This window comes from Streptomyces sp. NBC_01363, from assembly GCF_026340595.1.
Lineage (GTDB): Bacteria > Actinomycetota > Actinomycetes > Streptomycetales > Streptomycetaceae > Streptomyces.
This window is the reverse complement of sequence record NZ_JAPEPF010000002.1, coordinates 1,873,831-1,894,429: the sequence shown is the minus strand read 5'-3', so window position 1 is coordinate 1,894,429 and position 20,599 is coordinate 1,873,831. Positions and strand designations below refer to the sequence as shown.

16 protein-coding genes and 3 pseudogenes are annotated in these 20,599 nt (G+C 71.1%); 6 read left to right on the top strand and 13 right to left on the bottom strand.

All coding sequences use genetic code 11. The features are described 5' to 3' along the window. Positions 1 to 10: 10 nt before the first annotated feature. A complete protein-coding gene (locus OG611_RS36290) occupies positions 11 to 778 on the bottom strand; it encodes an urease accessory protein UreF (RefSeq protein ID WP_266430126.1) in 768 nt (255 codons plus the stop codon). Between the two features lie 52 nt (positions 779 to 830). On the opposite strand from OG611_RS36290, the gene OG611_RS36285 reads away from it, so the two are divergent. Then, on the top strand, positions 831 to 2,069 hold the full coding sequence (locus OG611_RS36285) for an IS4 family transposase (RefSeq protein ID WP_266356457.1): 1,239 nt from the start codon (positions 831 to 833) through the stop codon (positions 2,067 to 2,069). Positions 2,070 to 2,266: 197 nt separating this feature from the next. On the opposite strand, the gene ureC is transcribed toward OG611_RS36285, so the two are convergent. The 5 genes and pseudogenes from ureC to OG611_RS36260 all read right to left on the bottom strand — a co-directional run bounded on the left by ureC (position 2,267) and on the right by OG611_RS36260 (position 6,621). After that, complete coding sequence (ureC, locus tag OG611_RS36280) at positions 2,267 to 3,991, bottom strand: urease subunit alpha (protein ID WP_266430123.1); 1,725 nt, start codon at positions 3,989 to 3,991, stop codon at positions 2,267 to 2,269. After that, a complete protein-coding gene (locus OG611_RS36275; protein ID WP_266430120.1) occupies positions 3,991 to 4,476 on the bottom strand; it encodes an urease subunit beta in 486 nt (161 codons plus the stop codon). Before OG611_RS36275 ends, ureC begins: the two co-directional genes overlap by 1 nt. After that, positions 4,473 to 5,293: pseudogene (locus OG611_RS36270) on the bottom strand (cobalamin biosynthesis protein CbiX). The gene OG611_RS36275 and the pseudogene OG611_RS36270 overlap by 4 nt, the downstream one beginning before the upstream one ends. Positions 5,294 to 5,297: 4 nt before the next feature. Beyond that, entirely contained in the window at positions 5,298 to 5,603 is a 306-nt protein-coding gene (locus tag OG611_RS36265; protein ID WP_266430117.1) for an urease subunit gamma, read from the bottom strand. 56 nt (positions 5,604 to 5,659) lie between these two features. Then, a pseudogene (locus OG611_RS36260) lies at positions 5,660 to 6,621 on the bottom strand (urea transporter). Between the two features lie 328 nt (positions 6,622 to 6,949). Between OG611_RS36260 and OG611_RS36255 the strand changes: the two are divergent. Next, entirely contained in the window at positions 6,950 to 7,324 is a 375-nt protein-coding gene (locus OG611_RS36255) for a CrcB family protein (RefSeq protein ID WP_266431412.1), read from the top strand. Positions 7,325 to 7,408: 84 nt separating this feature from the next. Here the strand turns inward: OG611_RS36255 and OG611_RS36250 are convergent, their stop codons facing one another. Next, complete coding sequence (locus OG611_RS36250) at positions 7,409 to 7,585, bottom strand: hypothetical protein (protein ID WP_266430115.1); 177 nt, start codon at positions 7,583 to 7,585, stop codon at positions 7,409 to 7,411. Between the two features lie 347 nt (positions 7,586 to 7,932). Continuing rightward, on the bottom strand, positions 7,933 to 9,417 hold the full coding sequence (locus OG611_RS36245) for an SDR family NAD(P)-dependent oxidoreductase (RefSeq protein WP_266430112.1): 1,485 nt from the start codon (positions 9,415 to 9,417) through the stop codon (positions 7,933 to 7,935). Positions 9,418 to 9,721: 304 nt separating this feature from the next. On the opposite strand from OG611_RS36245, the gene OG611_RS36240 reads away from it, so the two are divergent. The 3 genes from OG611_RS36240 (at position 9,722) to OG611_RS36230 (ending at position 13,128) form a co-directional block, all read left to right on the top strand. Continuing rightward, the gene (locus OG611_RS36240) at positions 9,722 to 10,951 is read left to right on the top strand and encodes a PP2C family protein-serine/threonine phosphatase (protein WP_266431410.1); all 1,230 of its coding nucleotides are present in this window, start codon (positions 9,722 to 9,724) and stop codon (positions 10,949 to 10,951) included. Next, positions 10,948 to 12,573, top strand: a complete 1,626-nt coding sequence (locus tag OG611_RS36235) for an ATP-binding protein (RefSeq protein WP_266430110.1) — start codon at positions 10,948 to 10,950, stop codon at positions 12,571 to 12,573. The genes OG611_RS36240 and OG611_RS36235 overlap by 4 nt, the downstream gene beginning before the upstream one ends. 99 nt (positions 12,574 to 12,672) lie before the next feature. Continuing rightward, on the top strand, positions 12,673 to 13,128 hold the full coding sequence (locus OG611_RS36230) for an ATP-binding protein (protein ID WP_266430109.1): 456 nt from the start codon (positions 12,673 to 12,675) through the stop codon (positions 13,126 to 13,128). A 41-nt stretch (positions 13,129 to 13,169) separates the two neighbouring features. On the opposite strand, the gene OG611_RS36225 is transcribed toward OG611_RS36230, so the two are convergent. The 3 genes and pseudogenes from OG611_RS36225 to OG611_RS36215 all read right to left on the bottom strand — a co-directional run bounded on the left by OG611_RS36225 (position 13,170) and on the right by OG611_RS36215 (position 16,885). Then, positions 13,170 to 15,533, bottom strand: a complete 2,364-nt coding sequence (locus OG611_RS36225; RefSeq protein WP_266430108.1) for a GH92 family glycosyl hydrolase — start codon at positions 15,531 to 15,533, stop codon at positions 13,170 to 13,172. 134 nt (positions 15,534 to 15,667) lie between these two features. Further along, positions 15,668 to 16,124: pseudogene (locus OG611_RS36220) on the bottom strand (glycoside hydrolase family 2 TIM barrel-domain containing protein); the annotation flags it as partial. Positions 16,125 to 16,204: 80 nt separating this feature from the next. After that, entirely contained in the window at positions 16,205 to 16,885 is a 681-nt protein-coding gene (locus OG611_RS36215) for a (2Fe-2S)-binding protein (protein ID WP_266430106.1), read from the bottom strand. 225 nt (positions 16,886 to 17,110) lie between these two features. Here OG611_RS36215 and OG611_RS36210 point away from each other — a divergent pair, with 225 nt between their 5' ends. Next, positions 17,111 to 18,382: a DMT family transporter gene (locus OG611_RS36210; protein ID WP_266430104.1), complete on the top strand. Its 1,272-nt coding sequence runs from the start codon at positions 17,111 to 17,113 to the stop codon at positions 18,380 to 18,382. Here OG611_RS36210 and OG611_RS36205 read toward each other — a convergent pair. Continuing rightward, on the bottom strand, positions 18,352 to 19,638 hold the full coding sequence (locus OG611_RS36205; RefSeq protein ID WP_266430102.1) for a transglycosylase family protein: 1,287 nt from the start codon (positions 19,636 to 19,638) through the stop codon (positions 18,352 to 18,354). The two genes, OG611_RS36210 and OG611_RS36205, sit on opposite strands and share 31 nt — an antisense overlap. A 137-nt stretch (positions 19,639 to 19,775) precedes the next feature. Continuing rightward, the gene (locus OG611_RS36200; RefSeq protein WP_266430101.1) at positions 19,776 to 20,498 is read right to left on the bottom strand and encodes a gamma-glutamyl-gamma-aminobutyrate hydrolase family protein; all 723 of its coding nucleotides are present in this window, start codon (positions 20,496 to 20,498) and stop codon (positions 19,776 to 19,778) included. Between the last annotated feature and the right edge of the window lie 101 nt (positions 20,499 to 20,599).

Genomic DNA, 20,599 nt, shown 5'->3' with positions numbered 1-20,599 from the left:
GGTGGATGGATCAGCTCGCGAACAGCCGGGCCTCGGCGCGTTCATGACGGCCCGACATGATGTCCGAGGCGAAGACGGTGGCGCCGACATCGGCGAGTTCGCGCCGCAGCGCCGCCTCCGCCGTCGCCTCGATGACGGGTGCGGCGTCCCGCAGCAGCCGCTGTGCTCTTCGGTGATCGGTGAGCCGCAGCCTCAGGGCGGCTCCCGCGAAGCTCGCGCAGAACGCGAACAGGTCCGCGGCGACCGCCTGGCGGACCGGGACACCGGTGGCCGCGTAGATGACGCCCGCGGCCACCGCCTGGGTACCGGGTGCCGCCCGGCGTACGACACGGTCGAAGTGTTCGGTGATCTCCGGGCGGTCGAACACCTCGGCGGCGAGATCGAGGAGTTGCCGACCGGTCCGGGTGGCCGCCTGGCGCATCTCACGGCCCAGCTTGGTGGCGAACAGGTGCTCGTCGACACGGACGACGGCCGCCGCGTCGCCCGCCCGGGTCGCCCGGTGGGCGAGCGCGAGTGCGGTGGCGTCGGCCGGGCCGACGCCGTGCAGCAGCAGATCCTCCAACAGCAGCGGGAGGCTCTCCCGGTCGACCGCCCCGGCGTGGGCGAAGCCCTCCAGGCTGTGCGACAGCGTGTAGAAGCCGCTCGGGAACGCCGAGTCGGTCAGCTGGAGACTGACCAGCAGCGGCCCGAGCGCGGGCTCGGCGGCCGGCGTCCCGGCGACGGCCGCGCCCGACGCCCGGCCGGGTTCGCCCAGGAGGTCGCTCTCGTCGCGGTACATCGGCCTAGGCCCAATACCGGTGACTTTGATAGTGCTGGCTCGTTGAGTTGGTGTGCCAAGGCCCGGACAGTTGAAGGTAGTTGAGGGCGATCGGTTTTCGGATCGCATCGCCCTTGGAGTGCTCACGCGTGCGTTTCCGCCGGAGTTGGTGGATGAGGTGGTGGCGGAGTGCGGACGCACCGAGGAACGTCAGCGTCTGCTTCCCGCTCGGGTGGTGATGTATTTCGTGCTGGCGATGTGCCTGTTCTCGGGGCAGGGGTATGAGGAGGTCGGACGGCTCCTCACCCAGGGCCTGGAACGCGAACGCCGCTGGTCGAAGACGTGGCGGGTGCCCACCAGCGGGGCGATCGGACGGGCCCGGTTGCGGCTGGGGGCGGAACCGATGAAGGCGTTGTTCGCCAGGGTCTGTCGGCCCGTGGCGCTCCCGGCGACGACGGGAGCGTGGTTTCGGGGTCTGCGGTTGGTGTCGGTGGACGGGACGACCTTCGACCTTCCCGATACGCAGGCCAACGCCGCCTTCTTCGGACGGCCGGGAACGGGGCGTGGCCAGGGCAGGAGCGCGTATCCGCAGGCCAGGGCCGTGGCCCTGGTCGAGTGCGGTACCCACGCCGTGTTCGCCGCCGACGTCGCGCCACTGGCGGTGCATGAGACGGCCCTGGCCCACCGTCTGTTCCCCTCGCTGACCAGAGGAATGCTGCTCCTGGCGGATCGGGGCTTCCTCGGCTTCGATCTGTGGCGGGCCGCCGCGTCGACCGGCGCGGACCTGTTGTGGCGGGTCCGGAGCAACGCGGTCCTGCCCGTGGTGGCCGCGCTGCCCGATGGCTCGTATCTGTCGGAGATCGTTGCCGCCCGGGACAAGAACCGGCGGGCCGACCCGGCACAGGTTCGCGTCATCGAATACGCCTTGGGCCCAGGTGGGGAGGGCGCCGTTTACCGGCTGGTCACCACGCTCCTGGACCCGGCCACCGCACCGGCCGTGGAGCTCGCTGCGCTCTACGCCGAGCGCTGGGAGATCGAGACGACCTTCGACGAGATCAAGATCCACCTGGGCGGACCCGGATTCGTCCTGCGCTCCCAGTATCCGGTCGGGGCCGAGCAGGAGATCTTCGGGTTCCTCCTGGTGCACCACGCCCTGCGCGACCTCATGCACCAGGCCGCCCGGCAGGAGAGGGAGGATCCGGACCGGATGTCCTTCACCCGCACCTTGCGCGTCGTCCGCCGGCAGACCACCAGCCAGGCGGGATTTTCCCCCCTCCCGGCTCACCCGGGCACTGAAGCAGACCCTGCGTGAAATCACCGAACGCCTCCTGGAACCACGGCGGTTACGGTCCAACCCGCGAGTGATCAAACGCAAAATGTCCAACTGGGCACTCAAACGCGCCGAACACAACAACCCACCTCGCCCGGCCACCCCCGCCGTCACCCTCGTCGAACCCACCAAAACATCCCCAACCCCACAAATTAAGCACTAAAGCACCGGTATTGGGCCTAGGCCAGGAAGAACAGGTGGTTGAGGGGCAGTTCCTCGGCCGGGTCGATGGTGGCGACCTTGCCGTTGAGTGTCACCCTGAACGTCTCCGGGTCGACCTTGATGTCCGGCAGCGCGTTGTTGCGGACCATGTTGTGCTTGCCGATGGTCCGGGTGCGACTGACCGGCAACACCTTGCGGTCCAGGCCCAGTTCGGCCGGCACCCCGGCGGCGATGCCGGCCTGGGACATGAAGGTGACATGGGTCGCCTGCAGGGCCTTGCCGTACTGTCCGAACATCGGCCGGTAGATCACCGGCTGCGGGGTCGGCAGCGAGGCGTTGGGGTCGCCCATCTGCGCCCAGGAGATGATGCCGCCCTTGATCACCATCTTGGGCTTGGCACCGAAGGAATGGATGGGCCAGAGCACGATGTCGGCGATCTTGCCCCTCTCGATCGAGCCGACGTGGTCGGAGATGCCGGTGGCGATGGCCGGGTTGATCGTGACCTTCGCGAGGTAACGCAGCACCCGTTGGTTGTCGTTGCGGGCGGAGTCGCCCTCCATCGTGCCCAGCTTGTCCTTGCAGTGGTGGGCGGTCTGGAAGGCGCGGGTGACGGACTCGCCGACCCGGCCCATGGCCTGCGAGTCGGAGGAGAACATGCTGATCACGCCGAGGTCGTGCAGGACCGACTCGGCGGCGATCGTCTCGGCACGCACGCGGCTGTCGGCGAAGGAGACGTCCTCGGGAATGTCGTGGCTGAGGTGGTGGCAGACCATGACCATGTCGAGCAGTTCGTCCACCGAGTTCTTGGTGTACGGCAGCGTCGGGTTGGTGGAGGAAGGCAGTACGTTCGGCTCGCCGGCGACCCGCAGGATGTCCGGGGCGTGGCCGCCGCCCGCGCCCTCGCTGTGGAAGGTGTGGATGGTGCGGCCGTCGAACGCGGAGCGGGTGTCCTCGAAGAAGCCGCTCTCGTTGAGGCTGTCGGTGTGGATGGCCACCTGGATGTCGTACCGGTCCGCGACCTTCAGCGCGTTGTCGATCACGGCGGGGGTCGCACCCCAGTCCTCGTGGACCTTCAGGGCACAGGCGCCGGCTTCGATCTGTTCGTCGAGCACTTCCGGCAGACTGCCGTTCCCCTTGCCCATGATGCCGAGGTTGACCGGGAAGGTCTCGGCCGCCTGGAGGAAGCGGGCAATGTTGTACGGGCCGGGTGTGCAGGTGGTGCCGTTCGTGCCGTCCGAGGGACCGGTGCCACCACCGATGAGTGTGGTGATGCCGTTGGTGAGTGCCTGCTCGGCCTGTTGCGGAGCGATCAGGTGGACATGGGAGTCGATGGCGCCCGCGGTGGCGATGAGGTGCTCACCGGCGATGGCCTCGGTGCCCGGCCCGATGACCAGGTTCGGGTGGACGTTGTTCTGCGTCTGCGGGTTGCCCGACTTGCCGATACCGGCGATTAAGCCGTCCTTGATGCCGATGTCGCACTTGACGACGCCGACGACGGGGTCGATGACCACGACGTTGGTGATGACGGTGTCGAGGGCGCCCTGGGTGGAGGTGGCCTGCGGGTCGGAGGCCATGCCGTCACGCATGGTCTTGCCGCCGCCGTAGAGGACCTCGTCCCCGTACAGGCCCTCGCTGAAGTCCTTCTCGACCTCGACGACGAGGTTGGTGTCGGCGAGATGGAAGCGGTCGCCGACCGTCGGGCCGAACATGTCGGTGTACTGCTTGCGCGGCAGGATGGGCATCAGCGCGAACCCTTCTTCTTTGCCTTGGAGTCCTTGGAGTCCTTCGAACCCTTGGTGGTCCTGCTGCTCCCGGGGCCCTTCCGCGGTGCCCCGGAGTCGTCGCCGTCACCGTCCCGCGTGCCCTGGAAGCCCAGGTCGATCGCCTTGCGGACGGCCTCGACCTTGGCCGGGTGCGAGGCGAGGCTGCCATTGAGCAGCCCGCTGAACCCGACGAGCCGGCCGGTTCCGGCGTACGCGCACAGCTCCACGTCGCGCGTGCCGCCGGGCTCGATGCGTACCGAGGTGCCGGCGGGGATGTTGAGGTGCATGCCGAGCGCCTTCTGGCGGTCGAACGACAGCGCCGAGTTGACCTCGAAGAAGTGGTAGTGCGAGCCGACCTGGACCGCGCGGTCCCCAGTGTTGTGCACGGTGATTTCCACCGTGCGGCGACCGGCGTTGATCTCGATCGGTTCCTTGCCGTAGAGGTACTTCTGACGGAACGTCATGCGATGCTCCTGATGACTTGGCCCGCACCATGGACGTACGGGTGCCGACGCGGGTGCGGATGTCCGAGACCGTGGTCGTGTCCGCCGCCCGGTGGGTGGCTGTGGGAGTGGCCGTGGTTGTCGGCGGCGGTCAGTCCGGCCGCGATGCCGTCGTCGCCGTGCTCGCCCCGGTGCCGCCGGGCATCGGCCACGCGCTCGGCCAGCACCCGGGCCAGCGCCGCGGGAGCGATCAGCGGACCGGCGGATTCGACCCGTGTACCGGGCACGTCGGGCACCTCGGGCCGCGCGAATGCCGCCGGGAGCAGCACCACGTGCCGCGCGCCCAGCAGCCGGCAGCGCCGGACCCCCTCGGCGAGATCGGCGTCGCCCCCGGTGAACGCGACCTCGACCAGGTCGTGGCTGCCGTAGCGGCGGACCAGGCTCGCGACCCGGTACAGCTCGGCGTCCTCGAACGGGTCGCCGGCCGGGGCCGTGACCAGCAGCGCGGAGCTGTCCGGGGCACGGCCCGCCGCCGCGCGCAGCCAGGCGGTCAGATGCTGGGAGGTGCCGAACGGCTCGGCCAGCACGGTCGCGGCGCGTTCGGCGGCGGGCAGTGCGCGCAGTGTGCGGGCGGCGTCCGCGACGAGTTCCGGGTCGCGGCCGAGCGTCATCGGGACGACGCAGCTCTGCTCGCCCCGGCGGCTCAGCGCGGCGATGGTCCGGAACAGTGCGCGCCCGTTGGGTACGACGGTCGCCTCGGGCTCCACCAGGCGTACAGCGCCTCTCCGTACGCGGCCTCGTGGCCGCACACGGCGATCACCCGGCAGTGGTCGGACACCGGTTCAACCGCCGATGGGATCGTGGCAGGACACCAGTTTGGTGCCGTCCACGAAGGATGCTTCGATCTGGAGCAGTCCGAGCATGTCCCGTACGCCCGGCATGGTGTCGTCCTCGCCGATGACGTGACGGCCGAGTTCCATGCAGTCGGCGACGCTCTTTCCGTCGCGCGCGGCTTCCAGGATCGCCTCGCTGATCAGCGCCACGGACTCGCTGTAGTTGAGCTTGAGGCCACGCCCCTGGCGCTTGCGGGCCAGGTCGGCCACGACGTACACCAGCAGTTTGTCGATCTCGCGAGGTGCGAGGTTCATCGTCAGTACCTTCCTCTGGGATGCGGGGAGGGGCGGGGTGGGTACGGGCCGGGCGGTCAGCCGCTCCTGCGGAAGCGGGGCAGCAACGGGACGGCCGCCATGAGCACCCAGGTCACGAGGATGAACGGCCAGGTGAAGGTGTGGCCGCCGAACGGTTTGAAGAACGAGGTCAGTGAGGCGGTCAGGCCGGTGGAGGCCGCGGCGCCGAAGAGCGCGTACGTCCCGTTCCACACCGTGGCGGTGAGGAAGACCGCACCGACGGCGATGGAGACGAGCACGGCGTTGTATCCGTAGATCCCGCCGGCGATCAGTGCGGTGGGGCGCCGAGCGCCCAGGCGGCGACGATCCCGACGACGCTGCCGGCCGCCGCGTACAGCACCACTCGCACTCCGGCCAAGGCCAGGCCGACGAGCATGATGAGCCCGACGTACCACGCGTCCACCAGGAAGACCTGCGAGACATTGGTGAAGAAGGCGTGCCACAGGTCGTCCCAGGAGATCGCGGTGTCCCCGCTGGTGGTGCTGGACACGGGCTTCGGCGCTCCGTGCCAGATCCGTCCGAAGGACGGCGCCCCGAGCACCATGACGCCGGAGACCAGGCAGAACGGTGCGGTGAGCGCGGTCAGTCCGTACGGCTTGAGCAGGGTCGTCAGCGTCATGGTCAGTACGGTGCACATGATCGAGCCGATGACCGCGAGCACATAGGTCGCGGGGTGGTTCCCGAGCGAGGTGACCAGCGCGATGCCGGTGAGGCAGCCGGAGTACCCGTGGAGGCCGAGGGCGATGCCGGACCGGTCGACGCGGAGCACGTAGGCGGTCAGCGTCGAGACGACGGTGCCCAGGGTGGCGAAGAGCCCGATCCGCCAGCCCGCCGCCCACAGCCCGGCGAGGATGCACGCGCCTGTCCAGATGCACGGTTGGAGGTCCACCTGCCCGACTCCGCGGACCGAGGCCAGGAGGAAGGCGGTCGGTTGCCGGCTTTCGAGTTTCCGGACGACTGCCGGCTCGGCGATGGGCAAGGGAGCTCCAGCAGCTCGACGGAGAAGGGCCGCTCCCCTCACGGGACGAAGAGGGCGGGAATTGACCTACCGCCATCCATGCATATGCCGGGCGGCTCTTCTCGCCGTGCGGTGTTCCGCTACTCCGTTCGAGTCCGTAAGTGCGCTGTTCCGCGTGTTGCGTGCGTGCGTCCGGGACAGCCCTTGGGTTCGCCGGATGTTCCCGAGGATGCGGCTGCACCACCACACCCACCCCGATCACCATCCGGGGGCGCAGCCGGCCGTCGTGATGGCCGTCGCGGTCGGCGGCGCCGCGGGGGGCCGTGGCCCGCTACGGTGCCGAGCGGTTCTGGCCGACCGGCTGCTGGTGCTCGCCGGCGGACTGGTGGGGGCTCCGGTTCGCTATCTGCTCGGTGTGGATGCCAAATTCCGCCTCCACACCGCCTTTCCGTGGGGCACCTTCGCGGCCAACGCGGCGGCGGCGTTGCTCCTCGGCTTCCTCTCCGAGGCGGTGACCGACGGGGATCTCGGGCCCCGGGCCCAGCTGCCGCTCGCCACCGGCTTCTGCGGCGCGCTGTCGATTTGGTCGACGTTCTCGTACGAGCTACTGACCCTCACCTCGGCCCGCCGACTGGCCATGGCGGCCGGATATCTGGTGCTCACCGTCGGTGCGGGCGTCGGTCTTTCGTTCGCCGGGGCGGCCGCGGCGCATGCGGTCCTGTGAACGGCGCACACCCCGACCGGCGGAACTCCGGCCCGCGCGATGCGGGCCGGAGCTCGGGTGTTGGTGCCGGGGTGCGAAGCGGAGTCAGTCGACGCTCGGCAGGATGTGCGGCTCGGCGAGGTCGTCCTCGTAGCCGGCCAGCCGGATCGGTGCGGACCTGGCCCAGACCTCGATGTTCCGGAGCTTCTCGGGCCTGCGGGCCCGGTCTCCGTGCCGTTCGGCCGGTCGCTTCTCGTGCTTCGTCAGTTCCGGTGTCGTCACCGCGCACTCCTTTGTGTCGCGTAGCCCCGGGCGTCGCCGATGCTCCGGCCTCATTACCGGGAATCAGCCACCCGTGTGGGGCAGGGGCAAGAACGGTTCGGTCGCGGTGGCGCCGGGTACGGGGCGGGACGGCGACTTGGTTGACAAGCCTGTCCCGGGACGGTCGAGGAAGGTTTGTGGACTCCTCGATTACGTCCGTTCACATCAGGGTAACCAAACGAGCGCTTCCGTGCTCGATGGAACGTGTGCTCTAGGTCACTTTCAGCCACCGCATACGGAAAAGACCCGACCGGGATCGACTCCCGGCCGGGTCCACGGCGGCCCACCCACGCCGCCTCACCGGACGACTACCAGTTGGCCGGCGCGTAGTCCTTGAGGAAGCAGCCGTACAGATCCTCGCCGTCCTCGCCGCGCACGATCGGGTCGTAGACGCGGGCCGCGCCGTCGACCAGGTCGAGCGGGGCGTGGAAACCCTCCTCGGCGAGGCGGATCTTGTCGGGGTGCGGGCGCTCGTCGGTGATCCAGCCGGTGTCGACGGCGGTCATCAGGATGCCGTCCTTCTCGAACATCTCCTGGGCGCTGGTCCGGGTGAGCATGTTCAGGGCGGCCTTGGCCATGTTCGTGTGCGGGTGGCCCGCGCCCTTGTAGCCGCGGCTGAACACGCCCTCCATCGCGGAGACGTTGACCACGTAGGCGCGCTCGGCGGCCGTCGCCGCCATGGCCGGACGGAGCCGGCTGATCAGGATGAACGGGGCGGTGGAGTTGCAGAGCTGGACTTCCAGCAGCTCCATCGGCTCGACCTCCTCGACCGTCTGGATCCAGCTGTTGGTGTCGTGCAGGTCGGGCACCAGTCCGCCCGCGTCGATCGCCGTCCCGGCGGCGATCCGCTCCAGGGAGGCGGAGCCGGTGACCAGGGCGAGCTCGGTGACGTCCTGCGCACTCAGGCCTTCCTTGCGGGCGGCCGGCAGGGCTGCGACCCGGTCGACGGTGCCGCTGCCGAAGGTGCCGATGACCTCGGCGGAGGGCAGCGCGCCCGCCGGGAGCGGCGCGGACTCGGCGTTGACCAGCTCGCTGTACGCGTTCGCGGAGCGGCGCACCGTCTGGGCCGCGTTGTTGATCAGGATGTCCAGCGGGCCCTCGGCGGCGACCGAGTCGGCGAGCGCGACGACCTGGGCGGGGTCGCGCAGGTCGATGCCGACGATCTTCAGCCGGTGGATCCACTCGTCGCTGTCCGGCATCGCCTTGAAGCGGCGGATCGCGTCGTTGGGGAAGCGGGTGGTGATGGTGGTGTGGGCGCCGTCGCGCAGCAGCCGCAGCGCGATGTACATGCCGATCTTCGCCCGGCCGCCGGTCAGGAGCGCGCGCCGGCCGGTGAGGTCGGTCCGTGCGTCGCGGCGCGAGCGGTTCTCCTTCGCGCACTCCTGGCAGAGCTGGTGGTAGAACGCGTCCACCTCCACGTACCTGGTCTTGCAGATGTAGCAGGACCGGGGCCGCTGGAGCACACCCGCGATCTCGGCACGGGCGGACGACGAGGGCAGGACACCCTGGGTCTCGTCGTCGATCCGGTCGGCCGAGCCGGTCGCGGTGGCTTCGGTGACCGCCTTGTCGTGCGCGGTCTTGGCGGCGCGGCGCTCCTGGCGGCGGCGCTGCTTCACCGTCCGGTAGATCCCGGCCGTGGCGCGGCGCACGACGATGGCGTCGGGGTGGTCGACGTCGATGGTGTCGAGTTCGTCGAGCACGCTCAGGCAGACGGCCAGCCGCTCCGGGTCGATACCGGGACCGAACTCCTCAGTACCGGGAGCGAGCTCCGGGCTGTCCTCTGTCACCGTCATTGCCGTTCCTCTGTCATCCGTCTCTCGTGGCGCCGACCGCCGTACCTGCTCCTGCCGGGCCGAACGCCCCGATCAAGTCTGCCATGCAACGGATGCTGCTCCGTTCGCGTGACTTCGCGGCCGTTCGGCGCGGTTCCCGGGCACGGGTGGTGGACGACCGCGCCGCCCGTGCCCCGCCGCCCCCTTCACGGGTCGGTCACATATGCTTCGCTGCCATACGGCCGGGGTCGGGCCGTGTCGTGCCATACGTACAAGGGGGTGCAGAGTGGCCGGGCTCCCCGCGGGCGGTTCTCCGGCGAAACCGGTGCGCTCGGACGCCTTCCCCGCGCAGCAGGGGCCTTCCCCGCTCGGCAACGGTTCGGTGTGGGACGTCGACGCCGTGATCCTGCTGGTAGAGGACGACGCCGGTGATGCGCTCCTCGTCGAGGAAATGCTCGCGGACAGCGAGCTGGACTCCGCTCTGACCTGGTGCAAGACGCTGACGGAGGCACGCCGGTTCCTGGCCGGGAGCCGGACCCCGTGCTGCGTACTGCTCGATCTGCATCTGCCCGATGTGTTCGGTCTCGACGCCGTCACCCAGATCGTCGAGTCGGCGCCGGACGCGGCCATCGTGGTGCTGACCGGCCGGGCCGAGGCCGATACGGGCCTGTCGGCCGTCGCGACCGGGGCCCAGGACTACCTCGTCAAGGGGCGGCTCGATCCGGAGGCGCTGGGCCGCTCGGTCCGGTACGCCCTCCAGCGCAAGCAGGTCGAACGGGCCTCGGCGGCGCTCCGTGCCAACCGGCTGATGGCGCAGGAGAACGCCCGCCTCGAACGCGGTCTGCTGCCCGTGCCCCTGCTGCTCGACGACTCCTTCGAAGCGGTGGCGCGGTACGAGCCGGGCCGGGCGCACGCCCTGCTCAGCGGGGACTTCTACGACGTGGTGCAGACGTCCGACGGGACGGTGCACGCGGTGATCGGCGATGTGTCGGGGCACGGGGCGGCGGAGGCGGCGCTGGGGGTCTGTCTGCGGGTGGCGTGGCGTACGGCGGTGCTGTGCGCGACCGGCCAGCTCGAACAGGTCCGGCTGCTGGAGGAGATCCTGGTCGCCGAGCGCTCCGACCCGCATCTCTTCGCCACCGTCACCTCGCTCGCCTTCGCCCCGGACCGGCGCCAGGTGCGGGTGGTGCGGGCCGGACACCCAGGACTGCTGCTGCGCGGCGGTGCCCGGGTGAGCTGGGAGGAGCCCGAGCCCGGGATGGCGCTGGGTCTGGTGCCGGGGACGGGGCGGTGGAGCGCCTCGGAGCTGTCGCTGCCCGGGGACGGCAGGGTCGTCCTGTTCACCGACGGTCTCTTCGAGGGGCGGTCGGGCCCGGGTTCCCGGCTGGGCGAGGAGGGGCTGCTCGCCATGGCCCGTCGGCACGGGGCGCTGGCGGCCCGTGACTTCGTCGACACCCTGGTCGACGAGGCCGCGGACGCGGCGTCCCCGTACGGCGGTCTGGCTGACGACGTCGCCGTGCTCCACCTGGGCTGGGGACGGAGCGGCGCGCGATGAGCCGCCGCTCCGTGGCGCCGGACACCCGGCGCGGCCCGGCCGCGCGCCTGTCGGTCCAGCACTGGCTGCATCTGATCCTTGCCGTCTTCGTGCTGATCGTCTGTGCCGGATCGATCGTCGGCGGCCTCGTGCTGTCCCGGATATCCGACCGCACCACCGAACTGGTGGACCGTATCCAGCCCGCCCGCTCGTCGTCCTTCCAACTGCAGAACGCCTTGCTGGACCAGGAGACCGGGGTGCGCGGTTTCGCGCTCACCGGTGATGCGACCTTCCTGCGCCCCTACGAGCAGGGGATGCGGGACGAGAGCCTCCGGCTGGCCCGGGTGCAGGCGCTCGTCGGGGACGAACAGCCCTTCGCCGACGATCTCGACCGGATCGCCGAAGCCGCGCGGGAGTGGCGGGGCCAGCACGCCGAGCCGCTGGTCGCCGCGGTCCGCCGGGACGGCCCGGCCTCCGAGTCCTCGGTCCCGATCCGGCAGAGCAAGGACGAATTCGACACGCTGCGGCGGCTGTACACCACCCAGCAGGCCCATCTCGACGTGGCGCGCGACCGGGCCCGTGCCGATCTGAGCACCGCCCGCACCACCCGGGACCGGGTGTTCATCGCGCTGGTCGCGGGTTTCCTGCTGGCCGTGGTCTCGCTGAGTCTGCTGCTGCACCGGATGGTGGGACGGCCGCTGAACCGGCTGACCGCCGCCTCCGACACGGTCCGTTCGGGGGCGTTCCGCAACCGGATCGAGGTCGGCGGACCCTCGGACGTGCGCGCGGTGGCGGCGGCCGTCGAGGACATGCGCCGCCGTATCGTCGAGGAGCTCGCCGATTCCCAGGAACGCGAGAAACTGCTGGCGGAGCAGGCCCAGGAGCTGCGCCGCTCCAACGCGGAGCTGGAGCAGTTCGCCTATGCCGCCTCGCACGATCTGCAGGAGCCCCTGCGCAAGGTCGCCTCGTTCTGCCGGCTCCTGGAGAAGCGGACCGCTCCATCGCTCGACGACCGGGCCCGGCAGTACATCGACTACGCGGTGGACGGCGCGGACCGGATGCAGGTGCTGATCGACGATCTGCTCGCCTTCTCCCGCGTGGGACGGGTGCACGACAAGTGGAAGCCGGTCGGCCTCGACCGGACCCTCGACCGCGCGCTGGCCGATCTCGCGCTGGTCGTCGAGGAGTCCGGTGCCGCGGTCGTACGGGAGAGCCCGCTGCCCGAGGTGACCGGGGACGCCACGGCGCTCTCCATGGTCTGGCAGAACCTGATCGGCAACGCGGTGAAGTTCCGCCGGCCGGACGTACCGTGCCGGATCGCCGTCGGCTGCGTACGGGAGGGCGAGGACTGGCACTTCCTGGTGGCGGACAACGGCATCGGCATCCCGCCGGAGTCCGCGCAGAAGGTGTTCGTCATCTTCCAGCGCCTGCACGGCAGGGACGAGTACGAGGGAACGGGCATCGGCCTGGCCCTGTGCCGGAAGATCGTGGAGTTCCACGGGGGCCGGATCTGGCTGGAAGAGGAGGTCTCCGAAGGCACCCGCGTCCGTTTCACGCTGCCGGTCACCCCCGAAGCGCCCGCGCGCGCCGTGGCGGAACCACCCGTCACGGAGACCGCGGCCGGGCGGACCGGCCATGGCTGAGATCTGCCGGGTTCTTCCCGGAGTGGGACCGTTCGTCGCGGGTAGGCGGACGTCGAGAAGCTGTCACCGAACACCCCTGCGTCGCCCTGGCTGGAGCACATGAACGAACAGGTCACCTCGCGACCGGCCGGCTGCCCCTGCCCGGACCGATCCACGGAGGTTCTGCACAGCGCCGAGGTGTTCGACGGCGAGCCCGGCTGCATCGCGCAGGCACGGGCACTGGCCGACCGCTTCCTGGTCCGGCTGGCCGCCGAATGGCTCGCGGTCTTCGGTGAGCACACCCGCAGCGATCTGCTGCTGGCGGTGAGCGAGCTGGTCACCAACGCAGACCGCTACAGCCAGGGCCCGTATCTGCTGGAGCTGGAGGGCACCGCGGAGCGCGTCAGCGTCACGGTGTACGACTCCAGCACCGCCCTGCCGCTGTTCTACTCACCCGATCCGACGCGCCCCGGCGGCCATGGCATGGAGATCGTGGTGGCGCTGTGCGACCGGCTCACCGCCGAGCGCGTGCCGGTGGGCAAGCGCATCCGGGCCGAGTTCGAACTGAGCAGCTGAGCTGTGGGGCGGGCGGGACGCCGCCCGCCCCACGACCACCGTCAGCCCAGTGCGGGCGGGGCGTCCGCGGCGGAGGTGCCCCAGGCCGACGGCTCGCTGCCGACCGTGAAGGACAGCGAGCGGGCCGAACGGATGTCGTCGGTGGTCAGGTAGGTGCGCGACCGTGCCGCGCCGTCGAGGCGGGCCGACTGGATGTACCGGTCGGTGGCCGAGGTACCGGGTGCGCTGACGGTGAACGCGCCGCGCGGGTAGTAGCGGCGGTCGAGGCTGATGTCGACGCGCTCGAAGGCGGGCGTGGACAGACCCCAGGTGTCGGTGCCCGGCTGGACCGGGAAGACGCCGATGGCGGACAGCACCATCCATGCGGACATGGTGCCGAGGTCGTCGTTGCCGGTCATGCCGGTCGGGGTGTCGGTGAACAGGGTCAGGGCCGCGTGCACCACGTCGGTGGTCTGCCACGGCCGGCCGGTGGAGAGATAGGTGTACGGGGCGATCAGGTCGGGTTCGTTCTGCGGGTTGTACTTGTCGGCGTTGTAGTACGCGTACGGGCCGTTGACCCAGACCTCACGGGCGGTCTTCGCGGGGTCGGCGAGCAGTTCGTCGTACGCGAAGAAGGAGTCGAGCCGCTGGTTGGCGGCGTCCTTCCCGCCGATCAGCGCGACCATGCCGGGCAGGTCCTGCGGGACGAGCCACTGGTACTGCCAGGACGTGCCCTCGTGGAACCCTTCGCTCCCGGCCGGGTCGGCGGGTCCGGTGAAGGTCCCGGCGGCGTCACGGGCGCGGAAGAAGCCGGTCGAAGGGTCGAAGATCTTCCGGTAGTTCCGGGCGCGTTCCGCGTACCGCTTCGCGTCGGCCTCGTGGCCGAGATCGCGGGCCATCTCGCCGAGCATCGCGTCGGACAGCGCGTACTCCAGGGTGGCGGAGGCCCCGTGGTCGTAGTCCGAGTCGCCGGGCTTGGCGTGCTGCCGGTCCTTGATGTACGGGGCGAACCCGTCCTTGAGGTACTGGACGTTGGCCTCGCGGCCGACGGGTGCGGAGTCGGCGGGCGGGACGCCGTCGGCGTTCTTCTTCAGGGCGCGGTACGCCTCTTCCTCGTGCCCCTTCAGCAGCCCCTGCTGGTAGGCGTTGGTGAGGAAGGGGGTGACCGGGTCGCCGGTCATGATGTTCGTCTCGACCGTGCCGTAGCCCCACTTGGGCAGCCAGCCGCTCTCGGCGTCGATGCGCAGGACCGAGAGCGCCATGTCCCGGGACTCGCGCGGGGCGAGGAGGGAGAGGAGCTGGGCCTGGGTGCGGTAGGTGTCCCAGAGCGACCAGTTCTGGTAGTAGGTGAATGCCCCGTCGGCGGCGACAGCGCGGTGGATCTTCTGGTCCCAGCCGGTGTAGCGGCCGTCGGCGTCACTGCCGATGTTGGGGGCGAGGAAGGACCGGTAGAGGGAGGAGTAGAAGGTGCGGCGGAGCTGGTCGTCGCCGCCCTGCGCCTTCACGCCTTCGAGCCGCTTCTCCCAGGCCTGTTGAGCGGCGTGCTCGACGCGGTCGAAGCTGCGGCCGCCCTCGGCATGGAGGTTGAGCGCGGCACCCTTCGCGTCGACGTAGCTCAGGGCGGTAGTGGCCTCGACGGTGCGGTCCTTCGTGGTGTCGAAGCGCAGCCAGGCTCCGTTGCGGGCGCCGGTGGCCGAGGACTCCCTGGAGCCTTCGGTGACGGTGTCGCCGTTCCAGGTGCCGGAGGTGGTGAACGGCCGGTCGAAGCGGGTGATCGTGTAGAGCGTGTACGGCTTGGTGTCCTGGCAGAATCCGCTGCCGGTGATCGCGGTCCGTACCGTGCGGTTGTCGAGGATCTCCACCTCGGACGAGAGCGTCCGGTGCAGCGACTGGCCCGCGTTGAGCAGGACGTTGGCCTTGTCGGTGGCGGGGAAGGTGTAGCGCTGCACACCGGTGCGCCGGCTCGCGGTGAGTTCGGCGTCGATCCCGGTCTTCAGCCCGACCTTGTAGTAGCCGGGGCTCGCCTTCTCGTCGTCGTGGCTGAACGCCGCCGCGTACTTGGCGTAGTCGGTCTGTGTGACGTCGCCGGTGGTGGGCAGGGCCGGCAGATCTCCGCCGAGCCCGCAGCCGACACCGGAGAGATGGACGGTGGAGAAGCCGCGGATGTGGTTCTCGCCGTAGTCGTAGCCGGTGTTGTGGCCGGTGTCCGGGGAGAACTGCACCATGCCGAACGGCACGGAGGCACCGGGGTAGGTGTTGCCCTCGTTCTGGGTGCCGATGAACGGGTTGACCAGGTCGGTCAGTAGTTCATCGGTACGGGGCGCGGCCTGGGCCGTGGCCCCGGTGGTGAGGAAACCGCCGAGGAGCGCGACGGCGGCGAGTGCGGCCGCCGGACCGCGAAGTCGCGGCCGTGGGGTCCGGTGCATGGGGTACTCCTCCTTGGACAACGTTGTCAGAGCGCGATCATTCTTGGTTCCCCGGTGAGGCGCGTCAAGGGTTCGGACACGAACGCCGCGGTCCGCCCCGGGGCGGACGGGACGGGCCGCTGCGGTGTGACGGGTCAGGCGGCGGGACACCCCGCCACGACCGGCTGCGACGCATCGCGGACGAGTGCGTCCCGCGCCGCCCGGATCCGTTCGACGTCGGGCTTCACGATCCGGCGGTCGTAGGTGAGGAGCCCGTTCAACTCCCCCTCGACGTCCGAGATCTGGGTGTAGACGGCGCCGTTGCTTCCCTTGCAGGCAAGCTTGCGCACCTCGTCGAGCCTGGCCAGGTAGTCGGGCACGTCGTCCGTCGGGCCGCGGCAGCGCGGGGCTCGGGCAGCCGTGCGCGTCGGCGATGTCGCCGTTGCCGCCGTCCACCGCGCCGCAGCGGTTGAGCCCGCTCATGTTGTTCACCAGCCGGGTCGGGTCCCAGGACTTGGCCCGGTCCGCGATGCGGGCCTGGTCGTACTGACTCCAGCCCTCGTTGAAGGTGACCCACATGACGACGGACGGGTGACCGGAGTGTTCGTCGATCCCTGGGTCCGGCCGGGCTTCGGCGCATCGGTGATGTCGGCGCCGAAATGCAGGCCTGGTGCCCGGAGGGCGGGGGTGTGTCAGGCGCTCTCGAAGACGCAGTCACCGCACAGGCCGCCGTCCGCTGCGCGGTAGTACAGACAGCAGCTGCGCCGGCGGAACGCCGCGTCGTGCGGGGCGCCGGTGTTCCGGAGGTCGGGGTGGTCGAAGAGTTCGGCGGACAGTGCGCGGGCCCGCGCGGCCACGTCGGGGCGGCGGTGCGTACGTGCCCAGGCGAGGAGTTGGCGCAGGGCTCCGGCCAGTGCGGACCCCGCGTTGCCCCACAGCAGCCGGTCGGACAGCGGGCCGTCCCGGTGGATCGCCCCGGCAAGGGGCACGAGGTGGCCGTACTGGACGACTTCCCGGATCCGGCAGGCGGTGCCCGGCAGCGATTCGGCACCGTCGAGCCACAGATCGTCGGGGGCCGGGTGCTGCGGGTCCCAGTGGAGGGCGCCGGGCGGAAGACCGGGAAAGCGGCCGGTCAGTGCCGCCGGTCCGAGTGCGACCGACCAGAGACGGGAGGCCAGTCCCAAGTGCGCGACGGAGGCGGCCACTCTGCGCTCGGAGGTGCCCAACCGGGCGGCGACGGTGTCGATACGGGCCGTGAGCGGGGCCGACTCCCCCGCGTACAACCGCGCCAGCGGGCGGTGCGCCCCGTCGGGCGGCGCGGTGGTGCGCAGCGCGAAGAATCCGCCCACCGAGGCCGTAGCGGACTCGTCCATCGCATGTGCTCCTTCCCGGCATCCGGCCGTCGGCCCCGACTGCACGGGCACTCCGGCATGCCCCGGCCCGCGGTCCACCGTAACCCCCCGGGGTGAGAGCTCTTGAGTCCTGCGGAGGGAGGACTACCGTCCGGAGGAGGACAGCGGGACTACGGCCGTACTACCAAAGCAGTACGCCGAATCGCCGCCTCAAGGACGACGACGCAGCCGCGTCGAAGGGACATCGTGGTGTACATGAGTTCCCTTGCGCTGTCCGTGCTGCTGTCACTGGTCTCCGCGGTCGCGTACGCGGCCGGGGCGATCGTCCAGGAGCGCGTGGCGACGACCGGCGACGGCAGCTCGCTCGCACCGCTGCGCAACCGTGTGTGGTGGGCCGCCGTGGCGCTGAACGGCGGGGGCGCGGTGCTCCATGTCGTGGCGTTGGCCTTCGGTCCGCTCAGTCTCGTCCAGCCGCTCGGCGCGCTGACCATCGTCTTCGCCCTGCCGATGGCGGCGCTCTTCGTGCGCCGGCGGGCCGGGGCCACCGCATGGCGGGGCGCGATCATGGCCACCGTCGGTCTGGCGGGTCTGCTGGCGCTCACGGGGAGCGCCGAGTCCCACTCCCTGAACGGCTCGGATCAGCTGGTGGTCGCCGGTGTGGCGCTCGGTGCGGTCGCGCTGCTCGCCCTGATCTCCACGGGCGTGCGCCGGCCGGTGGTACGGAGCGTGATCCTGGCCGGGGCGGCGGGCATCGCGTTCGGCATCGCCTCGGTGTTCGTGAAGACGGTGGCGGTGGGGTGGGCCTCCGGCGCGCTGGCGGCAGAGCTGCCGGCGCTGCTGGCGATCGCCGGTTTCGCGGCCGCCGGGCTGCTGCTCTCCCAGGCCGCGTACCGGGGTGCCGGACTGACCGCGCCGCTGGCGACGGTGACCGTGGTGAACCCGGTGATAGCCGCGATCGTCGGCATCACGATGTTCGGCGAACAGTTCCGGCACGGCACGGCCGGGACGATGCTCGCGCTGGCCTGCGCAGTGGTCGCCGCGGGCGGTCTGATACTGCTCACTACGGAGCGCCTGGGCGCGGAGCACCGCGCCGCGCAGGCAGCGGGCAGCGGGCTGCCGGGTGCTCCGGTGGGCGGGACGGACGCCGAGGGCGAGGAGAGCGAGGGCGCGGAACCCGGTACCGGGGGCGCCGCCGAGCCTGCTCGGGCACCCGGGGTCGCCGGGCTTCCCGGCCCCGTCCTGTCGGTGCCCGCCGCCTCGGCGGCCACCCCTTCGGTGCCCGCGGCCCCGATGCCTGCCGGGGCCGTCGAAGTGGTCCCCGGAACGTCCTCCGCGGCGCGTCCGCTGCCCGTGCTCATGCCGCTGGAGCGCCTGGGCCGGGTGGCGTTCGGGCCGGGCCCGTCGTCCTCCAGCGGCACGGAGCGGCGGGGCCGCCCGTCCGCGGGGCCCGCCGATCCCGATGACGCGGCCGAACGCCAGGGAGCGGTTCAGACGCTGACGCCGCCCGCCCTGAGGTAGGCCAGCGGGTCGACGTCCGATCCGTAGCCGGGGCCGGTACGGATCTCGAAGTGCAGGTGCGGGCCCGTGACGTTCCCGGTGGCGCCCGAGCGCGCGATCCGCTGGCCCGCGGAGACATGCCGGCCCTCACGCACGTGCAGGGCGGACAGATGCGCGTACTGGCTGTACTTGCCGTCGCTGTGCCGGATGACGACCTGGTAGCCGTACGCCCCGCCCCAGCCCGCCGAGACGACCGTGCCGGAGGCCACCGCCCTGATCGACGTGCCGGTCGGGACGGGGAAGTCGACCCCGGTGTGATAGCCGCTGGCCCAGGAACCGGCCTGGTGGTACGGGGTGCCGATGCCGGCCGCCACGGGTGCGACGAGACCGGAGTGCTTCTCCGTCCGCTCCTTCGGCCGGTGGCTCTCGGTCTTCTTGGGGTGCGGCTTCGGCTTCGCGGTGTCGTGGTGGGGCTTCGCCGCCTGGTGCTGCGCCGCGGCCGGTCGTTGCTTCGGTTCGGCGGCCTCCCGGGGCTTCGGTTCGGCCTTCGGCTTCGGCTTCGCCTGCGCGGGCGTGCCCGTGCGGGGCGCCGTCCTCGGCGACCGGGCCGTGTCCAGGCTCAGGCGCTGCCCGGGAAGGATGAGGTCGGGGTCGTCCCCCACGACCTCACGGTTCTGTGCGTAGAGGTGCTGCCAGCCGCCCCGGAGGCGCTCGGTCGCCGCGATCGCGGAGAGCGAGTCGCCGCGTGCCACGGTGTACGACTCACGCTTGCCGGGCACGGTGGTCGGGGTGGCAGGGGTGGACGTCCGCTTCGTCGTCGGCTTGCCGGAGGCGGTCTTGCCAGGGGCCTGCACGTGGCTGGTCCGCTGCGACTGCGGGGCGATGTCGCCGGCGCCCCCGCCGCTGGTCAGCCCCGCCCTCGTCGAGCAGCCCGGCCACGCGCCCGGCCCCTGCGCGTCGAGCACCTTCTCGGCGATGGAGATCTGCTCGTCCCTGGTGGCCAGGTCGGCGCGCGGGGCGTAGACCGTGCCTCCGTAGGCCGCCCAGGTCGACCGGGTGAACTGCAGCCCACCGAAGTAGCCGTTGCCGCTGTTGATGTGCCAGTTTCCGGTGGACTCGCAGGCGGCGACCTTCTCCCAGACATCCGCTGACGCGGCGCCCGCCGAGGCCGCTGCGATGAGCGGGAGCGCAATTCCCGCACCGCCCGCGGTGACCGTGAGCGAGGCACGGTTGATCCGGCTGGGCTGATATCTGCGGTGCCGTCCGTTCGCGGCCATGACTTGGCTCCCCCACTGGCAGTAGGACACGTCGCAAGCGCCCAACTTATGTGCAGGCAAAGGCCGATGACAAGAGAGCGGCCGGGCCCGCCCGTCCCGGCCGGCCCGGCGGCCCCGCCCCGTCCGACGTCCGGCGGCTACGGTACGGGCGCGCCCGTCCGGGTGGCCGAGCGGCGCCGGGCCGCCGCGTCCACGAGAGCGGTCATGACCCGGATGTCGTCACCCATTTCGGGGTGCCACTGGACCCCCAGCACCAGGCTCTCGTGGTACGTGAGTTCCACGGCCTCCACGGTGCCGTCGGACGCGTGCGCGCTGGCCGTGAGGCCGGAGCCCAGGCGGTCCACGGCCTGGTGGTGGTAGGTGGGCACGAGGCCCGGCCCGGAGACGGCCGCCGCGTACACCGTGCCCGGAACGGGAGTGACGGTGTGTTCGCCGAAGACGCCGGTGCCTCCGGTGTGGCCGTCCAGGTGCTGGTGCAGGGTGCCACCGAGAGCGACGTTGAGCAGTTGCATGCCCCGGCAGATGCCCAGCAGCGGGACGTGTCGGTCGATCGCCGCCTCGATCAGGGCGAGTTCCCACGCGTCGCGGGCGCGCGCGGGCGCACCGGTGCGCGGATCGGGCGACTCGCCGTAGCGTGCCGGTTCGACGTCGGCGCCGCCCGCGATCACCACACCGTCCAGCGCCGCCACGGCCTCCCGGGCCGCGTCGGCGGTGTCGTCCGGCGGCAGCATCACCGCCAGGCCGCCGGCCGCCCGCACCAGGCGCGGGTAGGAGGCGGGCAACAGGGCGGCCGGCATTTCCCACACGCCCCACCGGGCCGGTTCCTGGTAGGTGCTGATGCCGATGACGGGCCGGGTCATGGCCCCCTCCTCCGGTTCGTTCGCTGCTCGGTCGTGGTGCGGCCCCTGTCGCGTACGGGTGCGGCAGGGACGGGTGTACGTACAACGCCCGTACGTCGCGG